We start from the raw sequence: 15,417 nt of genomic DNA, 5'->3' as shown, positions 1-15,417 counted from the left end.
TAATGTAACAGGTTTTCCTGGTGCGCGTGGAAGGAGTCGAACCTCCGACCGCCTGGTTCGTAGCCAGGTACTCTATCCAGCTGAGCTACACGCGCAATCTTCAGAAAACCGCAGTAATTTTTTTGGTGCGCGTGGAAGGAGTCGAACCTCCGACCGCCTGGTTCGTAGCCAGGTACTCTATCCAGCTGAGCTACACGCGCAATTCAAAAAAGTCGGTACAATTAATAAAGCGATAAGGCGATAAGGCGTTAAAGCAGATGGTGCGCGTGGAAGGAGTCGAACCTCCGACCGCCTGGTTCGTAGCCAGGTACTCTATCCAGCTGAGCTACACGCGCGTTGAATTGTATCGTTACTGCACTAAAAACAAAAAATGGTGCGCATGGAAGGAGTCGAACCTCCGACCGCCTGGTTCGTAGCCAGGTACTCTATCCAGCTGAGCTACATGCGCGCATTCAATTGCTTTTTAGTAAGAAATGGCGGAGAAGGAGGGATTCGAACCCTCGATGGGAGATAAAGCCCATACTCCCTTAGCAGGGGAGCGCCTTCGGCCACTCGGCCACCTCTCCGCGTTTCTTGGCGCACATATTACTGTTTGAAGAAAATAAGTCAAACGCTTTTTAGGAAGGAAAATTCGTTTGAACTGATTTTAATCAATTCGCTTTTATCATCACCAAAACTCTGCATTTATAGGGCTTTACTGCGGTGTTTTTGCCCGTAGCGCATCAAACTAAAGCACTTTGGCTACCGAGTTCCTACTGAGTCACTGGGTGTTCCATGGAATAAAAACGACAAAACCTCCGCAAGGGAGGTTTTGTGCCAATAAAAAAGTCAGCGTACAACTGACTCTCTTATCGTCTGCGCGGCAACTGCGCAAAGGTTACTGACAGACAACTGGCTATCAGAAGTTGCCGCCTTCAGAACCTGAACCAGATTTTTCAGACTGAATACGCTGATAAATCTCTTCACGGTGTACAGAAACTTCTTTCGGCGCATTTACACCGATACGCACTTGATTTCCTTTCACACCCAGCACTGTTACGGTGACTTCATCACCAATCATCAGTGTTTCACCAACACGACGAGTCAAAATCAGCATTCTTTTGCTCCTTTAGTTCCCAATTCAGCAATAACTCGGTACACACCCGGTACTTATGCTTATTATAAGGTCAGCATAGTACAAATTAACAGTAGTCATTACCAAATCGGTTATTTACTTACAGCTCATTTAGCTTAAAAGCGTGATGTAGCGCGCAAACAGCCCTTTGCAGATGGTTCTGCTCAATCACCAATGCAAGTTTAATTGCAGAGGAGGAAACCAACTTAACATGGATTCCCTGTTTGCCCAAGATGTCGAAAACCCTCGCTGCGACTTCGGTTTTGGGCAAATTACCGTTGCCCACCAATGACACCCTGACCAGATCCTGTTCAAAGTACACAGCACCGATATTCAGCGTTTGACTCACAGCATCCAGCTCTGCCAGCACTCTTTCCAGCCAGGACTGGGAAATCGTAAAACTCACCGATGATGCGCTGCTGCGGGTTTTACTGAGCAAGTCAGTTTCAATGCCAATATCTGCAAGGCGCTTAAACAGCGAGGCCAGAGTATCACTGGACTCCTCCAGTTCATCAAATGACACCATCGCCAAATCGGCACTGATGGCGATCCCGACAACCTCTCCACTGAGTTTGGTTGCGTCATCAAAACAGATGAGCGTTCCCTCTCCGGCTTCAAAACTGGACAGCACCCGCAACGGCACCTTATAGCGTTCAGCGTAAGCGACAGAATCCGGATGTAACACCTTGGCGCCTAATCTGGCCATCTCAAACATAGAGCTGAAACTGATATTACTCAGCTTGCGTGCAGCAGGCTCTAGGTTGGGATCTGCAGTGAACACGCCGGGCACATCGGTGAAAATCTGACACTCATCAGCAGTCAATGCCGCCGCCAAAGCCACCGCGGTGGTATCTGAGCCACCTCGCCCCAGAGTAGTAACATCCCCCTGAGGATTGCGGCCCTGAAAGCCAGCAACCACAGGCACAATTCCTTCACTTAGCAGTTGCTGTAAATAGTCAGTATCGACCTTTTCAATACTGGCGCGACCGAAATGACTATTGGTATGGATTTGTACCTGATCACCTGTGAGTGAACGTGCGGGAACTCCCCTTTTCTGCAGGGCCATCGCCATCAACGCAATGCTGACCTGCTCGCCGGTGGAAATGAGCATATCCATTTCCCGGGGATCACCGTAAGCTGTAATCTGCCCTCCCAGGGCTATCAAACGGTTGGTCTCCCCGGCCATGGCCGAACAGACGATAACCTGACGCTCGCCAGCCTGATGGCTGGCGGCGATTTTTTCAGCCAGCGCTTCGATACGCTCAATTGAGCCTACCGAAGTGCCACCGAATTTCTTGACGTAAAGCTTGCTCAGGTTAAGAGCCTCGCCAAGTGCTGCTTGTGTTGGCACCACTGACCTCTTACAGACGCTCGGTCAGCCAAGGCATTACATCGGCCAGCGCCTTATCCAGATTTTCTGGCTGACTGCCGCCGGCCTGAGCCATATCAGGACGACCACCGCCTTTACCACCAACCTGTGCTGCCACCATAGCCACCAGCTCACCGGCTTTAACTTTACCAACCAGATCTTTGGTCACGCCAGCAATCAGGTTTACCTTGCCTTCACCGGCGATACCCAGCAGTACCACACCAGAGCCCAGTTTCTGCTTCAGCTCATCCTGCAGGCCACGCAGAGCACCCGCTTCAACGCCTTCCAGCTTCTTCACCAAGACTTTAACGCCGTTAACCTCAACCGCATCACCGGCCAAATCCGCACTGGCGGCAGCCGCCAGCTTGTCTTTCAGCTGAGCGTTCTCTTTTTCCAGCTGCTTGGCCTTATCCAGCTGAGCCTTCAGCTTGGCAACCAAAGACATGGCATCGGCTTTCAGCAGTGCCGCCGCTTCTTTCAGCTCAGCCTCTTCCTGAGCAACATAATCCATTGCTGCGGCACCGGTCACAGCCTCGATACGACGGATACCGGCAGCGATACCGCCTTCCGAAGTGATCTTAAACAGACCGATATCACCGGTACGGCCTACGTGAGTACCACCACACAGTTCAATGGAGAAGTCGCCCATGGTCACCACGCGTACGTCGCTATCGTATTTCTCGCCAAACAGCGCCATTGCGCCTTTTTCTTTGGCAGCATCGATAGCCATTACTTCGGTTTTCAGTTCATGGTTACGACGAATCTGGGTGTTCACCAGTTCTTCAACTTCTTTCAGCTCAGCCGGTTTAACCGCTTCAACATGGGAGAAGTCGAAACGCAGACGCTCAGGGTCAACCAATGAACCCTTCTGGGTAACATGGCTGCCCAATACTTGACGCAGCGCAGCATGCAGCAGGTGAGTCACTGAGTGATTAAGCTGAGTACGATGACGCAGTTTCTTGTCCACAGCGGCATTCAGTTGCTGACCAACCTTGATCACACCAGTGTGCAGTACGCCCTGGTGACCGGTGGCCTGACCGTACTTCTGAGTGTCAGCAACTTCAAACTCAATACCGTCAGCCAGCAGTTGTCCCTTGTCACCAACCTGACCACCGGACTCGCCGTAGAAAGGAGTGCTTTGCAGTACGATAACTGCCTTGTCACCCGCCTGAATCGCGTCAACCGCTTCGCCTTCTTTATAGATAGCAACAACCGTGCTGCTGCCGGTCAGGTGTTCGTAACCACTGAACTCAGTTTCGCTGTCAATTTTCAGACCAGCGTTATAGTCGGCACCGAACTTACCGGCTTCCTGAGCACGACGACGCTGCTCGGCCATTGCCGCTTCAAATCCAGCTTCATCAACATTGATATTGCGCTCGCGACACACATCGGCAGTCAAATCGACCGGGAAGCCATAGGTGTCGTACAGCTTAAATACGGTTTCGCCGTCCAGCGTGTCACCGGTCAAAGACTCCAGTGCCTGATCCAGCATACCCAGACCACGCTCCAGCGTACGGGCAAACTGTTCTTCTTCGGCTTTCAGTGCTTTTTCAACGATTTCCTGAGACGCCTTCAACTCTTTAGCCGCATCGCCCATCACTTCAATCAATGTTGGTACCAGCTTGTAGAAGAAAGTATCAGTCGCACCCAGCTTGTTACCGTGACGCACTGCGCGGCGAATTATACGGCGCAGCACATAACCACGACCTTCGTTGGATGGCATCACGCCATCGGAAACCAGGAAAGCGCAGGAGCGGATATGGTCAGCAATCACCTTCAGCGAATTGTTGCTCAGATCCTCAACGCCAATGATCTCTGCAGCTTTGGCGATCAACTTGGTGAAAATATCGATTTCGTAGTTGGAATGCACACCCTGCAGAATTGCCGCAATACGCTCAAGCCCCATACCGGTGTCTACAGAAGGCTTTGGCAGCGCATCCATAGTGCCGTCAGCCTGACGGTTAAACTGCATAAATACGATGTTCCAGATCTCGATGAAACGATCGCCATCTTCTTCCGGTGTACCAGGACGGCCGCCCCAGATATGGTCGCCATGATCGTAGAAAATTTCAGTACAAGGACCACAAGGACCTGTGTCACCCATCTGCCAGAAGTTGTCAGACGCATAAGGTGCACCTTTATTGTCACCAATACGGATAATGCAATCTTCCGGTACGCCGATCTCTTCTTTCCAGATGTTATAAGCTTCGTCGTCTGTCTCATATACCGTCACACACAGACGCTCTTTTGGCAGCTTCAGATCTTCTGTCAGGAAGGTCCATGCAAAACGGATAGCGTCATGCTTGAAATAATCACCAAAGCTGAAGTTACCCAGCATTTCAAAGAAAGTGTGGTGACGGGCAGTGTAACCCACATTGTCCAGGTCATTGTGCTTACCACCGGCACGCACACAGCGCTGCGCTGTGGTGGCGCGGGAATAGCTGCGCTTGTCAAATCCCAGGAACACGTCCTTAAACTGGTTCATCCCGGCGTTGGTGAACAACAGGGTTGGATCATTGCCCGGAACCAGCGAACTGCTGTCGACTACCTGATGACCATTTCTGGCGAAAAACGCCAAGAATGCGCTTCTCAGCTCTGCAGTGGTTTTGTACATGAAATCTTCCTGAATGGATGTCTTGAAATTAAGCAAATGAGTAAGTGTACACACTCACCCTCAAATGCCCAGCATTATAAGCAGACAAGCGGCCAACAACCAGTGTTGTTTGTTAATTGCGGGGGACAGGAAGAGCAAAAGAATAGCTGAAAATAAAGAAGGCACCATCGGCGCCTTCAGTCATCTGTATAAGGGTCATATTCCAGTGCATGGGCAACCTGATCATAATTGAAGCCCTGGCCCATTAAATAACGGACCCGTCTGGCCTTTTCTTTATGTTCAAGCTTACCGGCAGCGCCAAATTTACGTTGGGCTTTATCACGGGCCAACTGATACCAGTCACAGTCACAATGATTCATCACTGTGTTGCTCAGTTCTGCAGGAATGCCCTTCTGCATAAAAGCCTGCTTCACTTTAGCAGGCCCATGACCACGGCTGATATGGCTTTGCAACAGCATTTGCGCATAACGATCATCATCCAGATATCCCATGGACTCACAATAATCCATGGCCATATCGGCATCGACTGAATCAAACCCTTTGGCCAGCAATTTGGCCTTAAGCTCAGCCCGGGAATGGTCCCGCCGCGCCAGCATTGCCAGCGCGGTTTGTTTCACATCCTGGCTCAGAAGACTTCACCAGTTTCCAGGTCAACATTTTCATCGCCACTGGCAGTAGGGGCACCGGCTTCAGCAGAACTCAGCAGCAGTGTACGCAGTTGCTGCTCAATTTCTGCTGCAATCTGAGGATTGTCTGTCAGGAACTTACCGGCATTGGCACGGCCCTGACCAATCTTGTCACCTTTGTAGCTGTACCAGGCACCGGATTTTTCTACCAGCTTGTGCGCCACACCCAGATCCACCAGTTCACCGGTGCGGTTAATCCCCTGACCGTAAAGGATTTGGAAGTCCGCCTGTTTGAATGGCGCAGCAATCTTGTTCTTCACCACTTTCACACGAGTTTCGTTACCGACAACCGCGTCGCCTTCTTTAATGGCGCCGGTGCGGCGAATATCCAGACGTACCGAGGCGTAGAACTTCAGTGCGTTACCACCTGTGGTGGTTTCCGGGTTACCGAACATCACACCAATCTTCATACGGATCTGGTTAATGAAAATACACATACAGTTGGATTGCTTCAGGTTACCGGTCAGCTTACGCATGGCCTGAGACAGCATACGGGCCTGCAGACCCATGTGCGAATCCCCCATCTCACCTTCAATTTCAGCTTTGGGCGTCAATGCAGCAACCGAGTCGATGACGATCACGTCTACCGCACCACTGCGTGCCAGCGCATCACAGATCTCCAGCGCCTGCTCACCGGTATCTGGCTGAGAACACAACAGGTTGTCGATATCCACGCCCAGCTTTTTGGCATACACAGGATCCAGTGCGTGCTCGGCATCGATAAAGGCGCAGGTCTTGCCCTGACGCTGAGCGGCTGCAATCAGCTCCAGAGTCAGTGTGGTTTTACCTGAAGATTCAGGGCCATAGATTTCAGTAATACGACCCAGAGGTAAACCACCTGCACCCAGTGCGATATCCAGAGACAGAGAACCGGTTGAAATCGTTTCCACGTCCATGGTGCGGTTATCGCCCAGCTTCATGATGGAGCCTTTACCAAACTGCTTTTCAATTTGGCCCAGGACAGCTGTCAGCGCTTTCTGTTTGTTCTCGTTCATTAACAAATCCTTCAATCACTTACTATGGTGTTCATTCACCACAATAGACAATAGCGTATAATCGTTTCACCGCACCCGAAGCAGTGTCTTTTGATTTGGCTCCGGCAAGAAACAAAATCAAAATCCAGCTCACGCACCGGATGACCAACTGCAAACTAGTATACTGTACAGTCATACAGTATCAAGTACTGTATAAAATTATTTTTATCTCTTTCAGTGGGTAAATTCTCATCAGATAATTCATCCAGCCTCATCACATCTGCACCGAATATTGTTAAGATCTGCGCCACTTCGACTGACTGCCGCTTCCCAACAGCCATAGCTCTGTTGAACACCTGACGGCATAACCAAAGGCAAACCCGCAGCAATGACGGCTGAAATTGATACCACCGATTTGGAAAAGCATACCCCCATGATGCGTCAGTACCTGACGATGAAGGCAGAGCACCCCGAGATGCTGCTGTTTTATCGTATGGGGGACTTCTATGAACTGTTCTACGATGATGCCAAGCAAGCATCTGAAATGCTTGGTATTTCCCTAACAGCCAGAGGAAAAAGTGGTGGCGATCCGATCCCGATGGCGGGCATTCCCTATCATGCCGTTGAGGGATATCTGGCCAAGTTGGTACAACTGCGTCAATCGGTCGCGATTTGTGAACAGGTGGGCGATCCTGCGACATCCAAGGGGCCGGTCGAACGTAAAGTAGTACGCATTGTGACCCCGGGGACACTCACTGACGAAGCCTTATTGCAGGAGCGACAGGATAACCTGCTGGCTGCCATCTACGAAGGCAAGCATGGCTACGGCTACGCCACCCTGGATGTTGCCTCCGGTCGCTTTGTGATTGCCGAGCTTGAAACCACTGAGTCACTGGAAGCTGAACTGCAACGCACCAATCCTGCGGAGTTGTTGTACAGCGAAGATTTCAGTCAGATGCAGCTGATTAATACTATTAAGGGCAAGCGCCGCCGCCCTGAGTGGGAATTTGATTACGACACCTGCATCAGGCTGCTGCTGGAGCAATTTGGCACCAAAGATCTGCGTGGCTTCGGCATCAGCGACGCCCGCTTATCACTGCAGGCCGCTGGCTGTTTGATGCAGTATGTTAAAGATACCCAACGCACCGCACTGCCCCACATCAATTCCATCGTGCGCTTCAACCAAAGCGACACCATAGTGCTGGATGCCGCCACCCGCCGCAATCTGGAACTGACGGTCAACCTTGGCGGTGGTCGTGACAATACGCTGGCTTCGGTACTGGATGCCACCGCAACCCCGATGGGCAGTCGCATGCTGCAGCGCTGGCTGCATCAGCCACTGCGTAACCATGAAGCCATCCGTTCGCGCCAGCAGGGCGTGCAGGAGTTGCTGCAATCGGGTCTGTACAACGATGTTCATGACACGCTTAAAGCCCTGGGGGATGTCGAGCGGATCATGGCCCGTCTTGCGCTGCGCAGCGCCCGTCCCAGGGATTTCGCCCGTTTACGTCAGGCACTGGGCATGCTGCCAGAGCTGCAGAGTATGCTGAGCAGTTGTCAGAGCGACTATTTACGCCGTCTGGCATCGATGCTGGGAGAGTTTCCCGAGCAATATGAATTGCTTGAGCGCGCCATTATCGACAACCCGCCGGTGCTTATCCGCGACGGGGGCGTCATCCGCGAAGGCTACAATGCTGAGCTGGATGAATGGCGCAGTTTAAGTGATGGTGCCACCGGTTATCTGGAAGAGATGGAAGCCAGAGAAAAAGCCCGCACCGGTATTCAGACGCTGAAAGTCGGCTACAACCGGGTGCATGGCTACTATATTGAGGTCAGCCGTGCTCAATCCGAATTGGTACCTTTGTCCTATCAGCGTCGGCAAACTCTGAAGAATACCGAACGTTACATCACTCCAGAGCTCAAGGAGCACGAAGAAAAAGTACTGTCCAGTCAGGGCAAGGCACTGGCGCTGGAGAAGCAGCTGTGGGAAGAGTTGTTCGATTTGATCCTGCCCCATCTGCATGAATTGCAAACCTTTGCCATGGCCGCCGCCGAGCTGGATGTAATAAGTAACTTTGCCGAACGCGCCGACATGCTGGATTACCATTGTCCTGAACTGTGTGATGCAACCGGCATCCAGATTGAAGCGGGACGCCACCCGGTGGTAGAGCGGGTCAGCAGCGAGCCGTTTATCGCCAATCCGGTGGAACTGCACAACAGTCGTCGTATGCTGATCGTCACCGGCCCCAACATGGGCGGTAAATCGACCTATATGCGTCAGGTGGCGCTGATCACCCTGATGGCACATATCGGCAGCTTTGTACCGGCCCAGCGTGCGGTCATCGGTCCGGTCGATCGGATCTTTACCCGCATCGGAGCCTCGGACGATCTGGCTTCCGGACGCTCAACCTTTATGGTGGAAATGACCGAAACCGCCAACATATTGCACAACGCCACGTCTCATTCGCTGGTATTGATGGATGAAATTGGCCGCGGCACGTCTACCTATGATGGCTTGTCACTGGCCTGGTCTGCCGCTGAGTACCTGGCGAAAAATATCGCCGCCATGACGCTGTTTGCTACCCACTACTTTGAGCTGACACAGCTGCCACAAAACCTGCCCCATGTGCACAATGTGCATCTGGATGCCGTAGAGCACGGTGACACCATCGCCTTTATGCACGCGGTGCAGGAAGGCGCCGCCAGCAAGAGCTATGGCCTGCAGGTAGCTGCATTGGCCGGCGTACCGGCGCAGGTTATCCGCTCTGCGCGGCATAAACTGCAACAGCTTGAAAACCGCGAGCAGCAATTGGACATTACGGCCATTCCAACTCAGCAGCCATTGTTGTTTACGGAGCCGCAGGAGTCTGCTGCAGTCACCCGCCTGAAGCAGCTACAACCTGACGAACTGACGCCAAGACAGGCGCTGGACTTACTGTATGAACTGAAGCGTCTGGCAAACGATTAATCACTCATCCAAACAATCAGGCCGCAGCTATTGCTGCGGCCTTTTCATAAGTATCAATGAGCATTGAACAATCACTATTCTCCCAGTTCGAACAGATCCTGTAATTCCAGTCCCTGCCTTCCAACAAAACCCTTAAGCCTGACCAAAGCCTCTATCTGCACCTGCCGGACCCGTTCGCGCGTTACGCCCAAATCCACTGCGACCTCTTCCAGCGTTGCCGGCTCATGTCCAAGCAAACCAAAACGTCGCTTAAGCACTTCACGTTGACGGGTATTGAGTTCATTCAGCCAATTCTCAATGGCCTGATGCAGGTTGTCTCGTTGGGTTTGGATATGAGGGTCCGCCACCGACTCTCCTGGTAACACATCTGTCCAGGTTTTACTGGAGTCACCTCCCAGAGGCTGGTGAATGGCGACTACTTTTTCACGAAGCCCCAGGGTCTTTCGAACATCAGCGGTTGTCATGGACAACTGATCAGCCAACTCTGCATCCGATGGCTCTCTGGCCAATTCGTTTTCCAACATTCGCACCTGTTTGAGGCAGGCGTTCAGCTTTTGCGCAGCATAAACGGGTAATCTCACCAAGCGTCCCTGATTCAGCAGTGCCCGCTCAATATTTTGTCTGATCCACCAGGTTGCATAGGTTGAGAATCGATAACCCAATTCCGGGTCAAATCCTTCCACAGCTCTGATTAACCCAAGATTGCCCTCTTCAATCAAATCCAGCAAAGGCAACCCTCCGGCCCGGTAACGGCGGGCAATATTCACCACTAACCTAAGGTTACTCTCGATCATACGATTACGGGACTTCTGACAGCCTTGCTGAGCCTTTTTGGTATAAAAAATCTCTTCTTCTGCACTGAGCAACGCTGATTGACCAATCTGCCGCAGATAGGCGCGGGTCGCATTCATCTCACCCTGCCAATCTTCTTTGGTTCTGGGCGAACCTGCTTCTATCTCCTGAAAACTGTCCGGTGGCTCTTTCCCGTCAAAAGCCCTGATATTTATCGTTTGCGCAAGATTATCGTTATGCATTTATCTCTCCCCCAAATGACTCACCATGTGAAGCAGAGTTTTATCGGCACAAAATAATGCAACTTTAGTTTTATTAGTCAGCCATATATACATTACAAGAATAAAACACCAAAAAAGACCGATGATGATTCATGCAGAGATAAAAAAACGCACCCTAAGGTGCGTTCTCCGTCATTGATCTGATGTCAGCTTCTGAACAACGCCTCAACAGACAGTCCCTGAGAGCTCAACAGCTCCCGCAGACGCTTCAGTGCTTCAACCTGAATCTGACGAACCCGTTCACGGGTCAATCCAATCTCTGCGCCAACATCTTCTAACGTGGAGGGTTCATAGCCCAACAATCCAAAGCGGCGCGCCAATACTTCTCTTTGCTTGGTATTGAGTTCATTGAGCCAACGCACAATGGAATCAGAGATATCTTCATCCTGAACTTTGAAGTCCGGACCGACACAATCATCATCGGGCAGAACATCAAGCAGAGCCTTGTCATTATCTCCGCCAAGAGGGGTGTCAACCGAGGTAATCTTCTCGTTCAACTTCAACATACGACTGACTTCAACGCTGTCGATATTCAATTTCTCGGCAATTTCCTCTGCAGTAGGCTCATGATCCAGCTTATGAGCCAGCTCGCGGGCAGTTCGCAGGTAGACGTTCAACTCTTTAACCACATGAATGGGCAAACGAATAGTACGGGTTTGATTCATAATCGCCCGTTCTATGGTCTGACGTATCCACCAGGTGGCATAAGTTGAAAAACGGAATCCTCGTTCAGGGTCAAATTTTTCTACGGCACGGATCAAGCCAAGATTGCCTTCCTCGATCAAATCCAGGAGCGCTAAGCCTCGATTGTTGTAACGGCGGGCAATTTTGACAACCAGTCTGAGATTACTCTCAATCATGCGATTGCGGGATTTTTCGCAACCTTTGAGAGCCTTACGTGAAAAGTATACTTCTTCTTCTGCGCTGAGCAGTGGGGAAAAACCTATTTCGCTCAGATAGAGCTGAGTGGCATCCAGATTCTTGTGCAGATCTTCCTGTACCTGCTGCTCCAATTCAGCTTCCTGAACCGGGCTAAGTGTATCTGACTCCTTGTCATCGATGTCGCAATCAAACTGCTCATCGGGTTCATTTACCGATAAATCTACAAGCTCGTCTGCAACCGCAGTGTTCTTTTTCCGGCTCATAATTTACTCTCCCAAACCTGTTCACACTGTAATTACTGCACTTTTGTATCCTCCATTGCCAAATAGGCTGCCCTTAATATCAATTTTTAGGCAAATATTTCAAAGGGTTAACGGATTGACCATGATAGCGAATTTCAAAATGCAACATGACCTGGTTGGTGCCCGTACTGCCCATTGTCGCAACGGCCTGACCGGCATCGATCCGCTGCTTCTCTTTGACCAAGATTTTGTCTGCGTGAGCATAAGCACTCAGATAATTATCACTGTGCTTTATAATGACCAGGTTTCCGTAGCCCCTGAGCGCATTGCCTGCGTAAACAACTCGTCCCTCAGCTGCAGACCGGATCATTGCTCCTCTTTTACCGGCGATCTTGATCCCTTTGTTTCCCTGCCCACTGGGAGAGAAAGTGCCAATCAATTTTCCCTGTACAGGCCACACCCAACGGCTCACCTTTTGCGGTAAAACATCACCGGTTGGAATGCTACCTTTTTCCATATTATGTTGCGCACTTGTTACAGAGTACGGTTGCGTATTTTTGTTGGCAAGGCTTTTTTTGCTGGGTTCCTGCGCATTTACGCTATTTCCAACCTTCGTATGATTTTTAGCCACACTAGTAGGAACGGGTGATTTCTGCTGCGGATGAGGCTTGACAAGGGGAGCGCCCTTTACGGTACTGGGTTTGGTCGGTTTTGACATTGACGTTAATGTAAGCCATTGTCCCGGATAGATGGTAAATGGTTCCTTTAGTCGGTTTATTTTGGCAATGTCCAGAAAGTCTCTGTCGGCCCCCCAGGCGATAGAATATAGGGTGTCTCCAGGCTTAACCTGGTATTTTGTGCCATCTATGGAGCCTTTACGATAAGCCGGGCCAGATTCAAAACTAATATTCTCGACCGGTGCGGGCTTATGGGCCTGAAAGCTACAGCCTCCAAGCAAAATCAATAAGATACACAACTCCGTCAGTCGTATGAACACCGGCCCTTCACGCTCCAATTTCTGTGATAATGTCAGGCCAACTCACCGTTAACCAAAGGTACAAAGCGAACCGCTTCAACCACCTCCTGCTGAACCCCCTGTTCAGTACGGGTGATCAGCAATAAACTCTGCTGCGCTTCCCCGACCGGGATCACCAGTCGCCCCCCCAGGGCCAGTTGTTGAGTCAGCACAGGAGGTAAAGTCGCCGCCGCTGCGGTGACAATAATGGCGTCATAAGGAGCTTTGTTTGCCCATCCTTGCCATCCATCACCATATTTAAAGGCGACATTGTGTAAATCGAGTCGTTTCAAACGTTGTCTGGCTTGAATTTGCAAGCTCTTAATGCGCTCCACGGTACAAAGCTGGGGCACCAGTCTTGCCAAAATAGCCGCCTGATATCCTGAGCCGGTACCGATTTCAAGTACCTTTTGAGGATTGATCTGCATGACCAATTCCGTCATTCTGGCAACAATATAGGGCTGAGATATGGTTTGCCCCTGACCAATGGGCAACGCCGTGTTCTCATAGGCCTTGTGTGCCAGCGCACCATCCAGAAATATTTCTCTCGGTGTCCGGGCAACTGCCTCAAGCACCCGGTGATCCCGGATCCCAGCCTCATTTAGCTTGCGGGCAAGATTTTGTGCTGCGGTTGTTGAGGCAAAGCCTGTCATAGTTTTTCGATCCAGTCCTGTAGTGGGCCTATTTGGCGATATGCGGTTAAATCTACGGTTAAGGGCGTGATAGAGACATAACCATTAGCCAGTGCATCAAAATCCGTTCCCTCACCGGCATCCTGCTGTTCACCGGGAGGACCCAGCCAGAAGATTTCCCGCCCGGCAGGATCTGCAGTTCGCACCATCCCCTCCGCTCTGTGCCGGGAGCCCAGGCGAGTTACCTTTATCCCCTGAATCTCATGCAACGGCAAATCAGGCACGTTGACGTTCAATATCTGATCTGCTGCCAAAGGAGATTGCAGTAAGCCCTCGACTATACGGCGAGCATAGTGTGCTGCTGTCGCATAATGCTGTAATTTACGTCCAACCAGCGATACTGCGATGGCTGGCAGCCCCAGAAAACGTCCTTCCATGGCCGCCGCCACAGTTCCCGAATACAGGGTGTCGTCTCCGAGATTGGCACCTGCATTGATCCCGGAGACCACAATGTGCGGCTCATCCTCGTACAGTTCCCGGATTGCCAGATGCACACAGTCTGTTGGAGTGCCATTCACTGACACATAACCGTTGTCCAACCTATTAATTCTCAATGGGTTGGTCAAGGTCAGTGAATTACTTGCGCCAGAGCAGTTACGATCCGGGGCCACCACCATCACCTGAGCAATGCCTGCCAGCTCTTCCGCCAGAATCCGGATTCCTGGTGCATGCACACCATCGTCATTGCTGATCAGTATTTTCATCACTGCTCTGCCTGCTTGGCAGCGAGATACGCCTGAAATTCCCTCTCCTGCACATCCTCATATGCGCAGAGTTCACGCAGTACCGATGTCGCAAAACAGCCGGCGGGCAACATAAACTCCAGCACCAAAGTATCGGTGCCCTCGACCTGATATTTCAGCATCTCAGGGAACAGCAACAGATTGCGACGCTCCATATCCAGCCCGGCCTTTTCCAGCCCGTCACAGTCTGCCGCCAATTGATATTTCACTATGACTGACTGCTCCAGTGCTGCGGCTTCAGCCAAAGATGGTAAAGCCCCGCGGCCCCACAAAGGCGCCGACAGCTGGATATCCCGCTCGGCCAGACGTTTTATCAGAATCTCGTCCCATTGCTCTGCAACGAAGAAAGAACGACTGCCAGTCAGCATGACGCAATCGCCCGCCAATCGCTGTGTTCCATGCAATATCAGGCGCTCTGACACCATCAGGTTAAACAGGTTTGAGCGCACCGCCGACAGGTACATACTGCGTTTATTTCTGTCCTTCACCTTACGACCGGCAAACATTTTTCTGCCCTGGTCCAGGTTACGGCCGTCATGGCCAAAACGCTGCTCACCAAAATAGTTGGGCACGCCTTGCTTAACCTGCTCAACCCGGGCAACCAGAGCCTGTACATCAGATACATTGCGCAGGGTCAGTTTAAAACGATTACCGGCAAGAGCGCCGATACGCAGCTTCTTACTGTGACGGGCCGCCGACAATACAGTCAGCGACTCATTGTTCAGCTGATGCCACGCTGGCGTTTCTTTGCCCGGAATGCGAACGCCGAACCACTGCTCGGTGACCGCATTCTTGTCCTTCTGGCCGGCATAAGTCACCTCTTTGGGATGCACACCGGCAAATTCTGCCAGCATTTTAGCGACCTGCACGGTATTCAGGCCATCCTTGCGAATATGCAAAAGATGATGTTCACCCTCTCCAGAGGGTAAAAACGGCAGGATCTCCTGCACCATGAAATCGGCATTACAGGTCCGCAGATCTGCACTGACGTCAGGCTTGCCATACAGATAGGTCAGTTCATTCATATTAAAATCTGTCACTTCAA

The 15,417-nt window shown here is 51.2% G+C and carries 12 protein-coding genes and 5 tRNA genes; 1 reads left to right on the top strand and 16 read right to left on the bottom strand.

What is annotated here, in order from left to right; genetic code table 11:
* Window positions 1-18: 18 nt before the first annotated feature.
* The 10 genes from ACRRUX_RS07380 to recA form a co-directional block, all read right to left on the bottom strand.
* Window positions 19-95, bottom strand: a tRNA-Arg gene (locus ACRRUX_RS07380).
* 28 nt (window positions 96-123) lie between these two features.
* Window positions 124-200 (bottom strand) — tRNA-Arg (locus tag ACRRUX_RS07375).
* A 58-nt stretch (window positions 201-258) separates the two neighbouring features.
* A tRNA-Arg gene (locus tag ACRRUX_RS07370) sits at window positions 259-335 on the bottom strand.
* A 36-nt stretch (window positions 336-371) separates the two neighbouring features.
* Window positions 372-448 (bottom strand) — tRNA-Arg (locus ACRRUX_RS07365).
* Window positions 449-474: 26 nt separating this feature from the next.
* A tRNA-Ser gene (locus tag ACRRUX_RS07360) sits at window positions 475-566 on the bottom strand.
* Between the two features lie 332 nt (window positions 567-898).
* Complete coding sequence (csrA, locus tag ACRRUX_RS07355) at window positions 899-1,096, bottom strand: carbon storage regulator CsrA (RefSeq protein ID WP_432528733.1); 198 nt, start codon at window positions 1,094-1,096, stop codon at window positions 899-901.
* Window positions 1,097-1,214: 118 nt separating this feature from the next.
* Entirely contained in the window at window positions 1,215-2,465 is a 1,251-nt protein-coding gene (locus tag ACRRUX_RS07350) for an aspartate kinase (RefSeq protein WP_432528731.1), read from the bottom strand.
* Window positions 2,466-2,475: 10 nt separating this feature from the next.
* Window positions 2,476-5,097, bottom strand: a complete 2,622-nt coding sequence (alaS, locus tag ACRRUX_RS07345; protein WP_432528729.1) for an alanine--tRNA ligase — start codon at window positions 5,095-5,097, stop codon at window positions 2,476-2,478.
* Window positions 5,098-5,273: 176 nt separating this feature from the next.
* Window positions 5,274-5,714, bottom strand: a complete 441-nt coding sequence (locus ACRRUX_RS07340) for a regulatory protein RecX (protein WP_432528727.1) — start codon at window positions 5,712-5,714, stop codon at window positions 5,274-5,276.
* An 8-nt stretch (window positions 5,715-5,722) separates the two neighbouring features.
* Window positions 5,723-6,778, bottom strand: a complete 1,056-nt coding sequence (gene recA / locus ACRRUX_RS07335; RefSeq protein ID WP_432528725.1) for a recombinase RecA — start codon at window positions 6,776-6,778, stop codon at window positions 5,723-5,725.
* Window positions 6,779-7,145: 367 nt separating this feature from the next.
* Between recA and mutS the strand changes: the two genes are divergently transcribed.
* Complete coding sequence (gene mutS / locus ACRRUX_RS07330; RefSeq protein ID WP_432528723.1) at window positions 7,146-9,725, top strand: DNA mismatch repair protein MutS; 2,580 nt, start codon at window positions 7,146-7,148, stop codon at window positions 9,723-9,725.
* Between the two features lie 74 nt (window positions 9,726-9,799).
* Here the strand turns inward: mutS and ACRRUX_RS07325 are convergent, their stop codons facing one another.
* From ACRRUX_RS07325 to truD, 6 genes are all read right to left on the bottom strand, one after another.
* On the bottom strand, window positions 9,800-10,759 hold the full coding sequence (locus tag ACRRUX_RS07325) for a sigma-70 family RNA polymerase sigma factor (RefSeq protein ID WP_432528721.1): 960 nt from the start codon (window positions 10,757-10,759) through the stop codon (window positions 9,800-9,802).
* Between the two features lie 185 nt (window positions 10,760-10,944).
* Window positions 10,945-11,943 carry an RNA polymerase sigma factor RpoS gene (gene rpoS, locus ACRRUX_RS07320; protein WP_432528719.1) on the bottom strand — a complete coding sequence of 333 codons (999 nt, stop codon included), beginning with the start codon at window positions 11,941-11,943 and terminating at the stop codon, window positions 10,945-10,947.
* A gap of 79 nt (window positions 11,944-12,022) precedes the next feature.
* Window positions 12,023-12,913 (bottom strand): peptidoglycan DD-metalloendopeptidase family protein, encoded by an 891-nt coding sequence (locus ACRRUX_RS07315; protein WP_432528773.1) that lies wholly within the window; start codon window positions 12,911-12,913, stop codon window positions 12,023-12,025.
* A gap of 38 nt (window positions 12,914-12,951) precedes the next feature.
* Window positions 12,952-13,590 carry a protein-L-isoaspartate(D-aspartate) O-methyltransferase gene (locus tag ACRRUX_RS07310; protein ID WP_432528717.1) on the bottom strand — a complete coding sequence of 213 codons (639 nt, stop codon included), beginning with the start codon at window positions 13,588-13,590 and terminating at the stop codon, window positions 12,952-12,954.
* Window positions 13,587-14,336: a 5'/3'-nucleotidase SurE gene (gene surE, locus ACRRUX_RS07305; RefSeq protein ID WP_432528715.1), complete on the bottom strand. Its 750-nt coding sequence runs from the start codon at window positions 14,334-14,336 to the stop codon at window positions 13,587-13,589. Before surE ends, ACRRUX_RS07310 begins: the two co-directional genes overlap by 4 nt.
* The gene (truD, locus tag ACRRUX_RS07300; RefSeq protein ID WP_432528713.1) at window positions 14,333-15,397 is read right to left on the bottom strand and encodes a tRNA pseudouridine(13) synthase TruD; all 1,065 of its coding nucleotides are present in this window, start codon (window positions 15,395-15,397) and stop codon (window positions 14,333-14,335) included. Before truD ends, surE begins: the two co-directional genes overlap by 4 nt.
* Between the last annotated feature and the right edge of the window lie 20 nt (window positions 15,398-15,417).

The organism is Shewanella sp. GXUN23E (genome assembly GCF_050865035.1).
Lineage (GTDB): Bacteria > Pseudomonadota > Gammaproteobacteria > Enterobacterales > Shewanellaceae > Shewanella.
The sequence above is the reverse complement of the archived record's forward strand: the minus strand, read 5'-3'. Positions and strand labels throughout refer to the sequence as shown.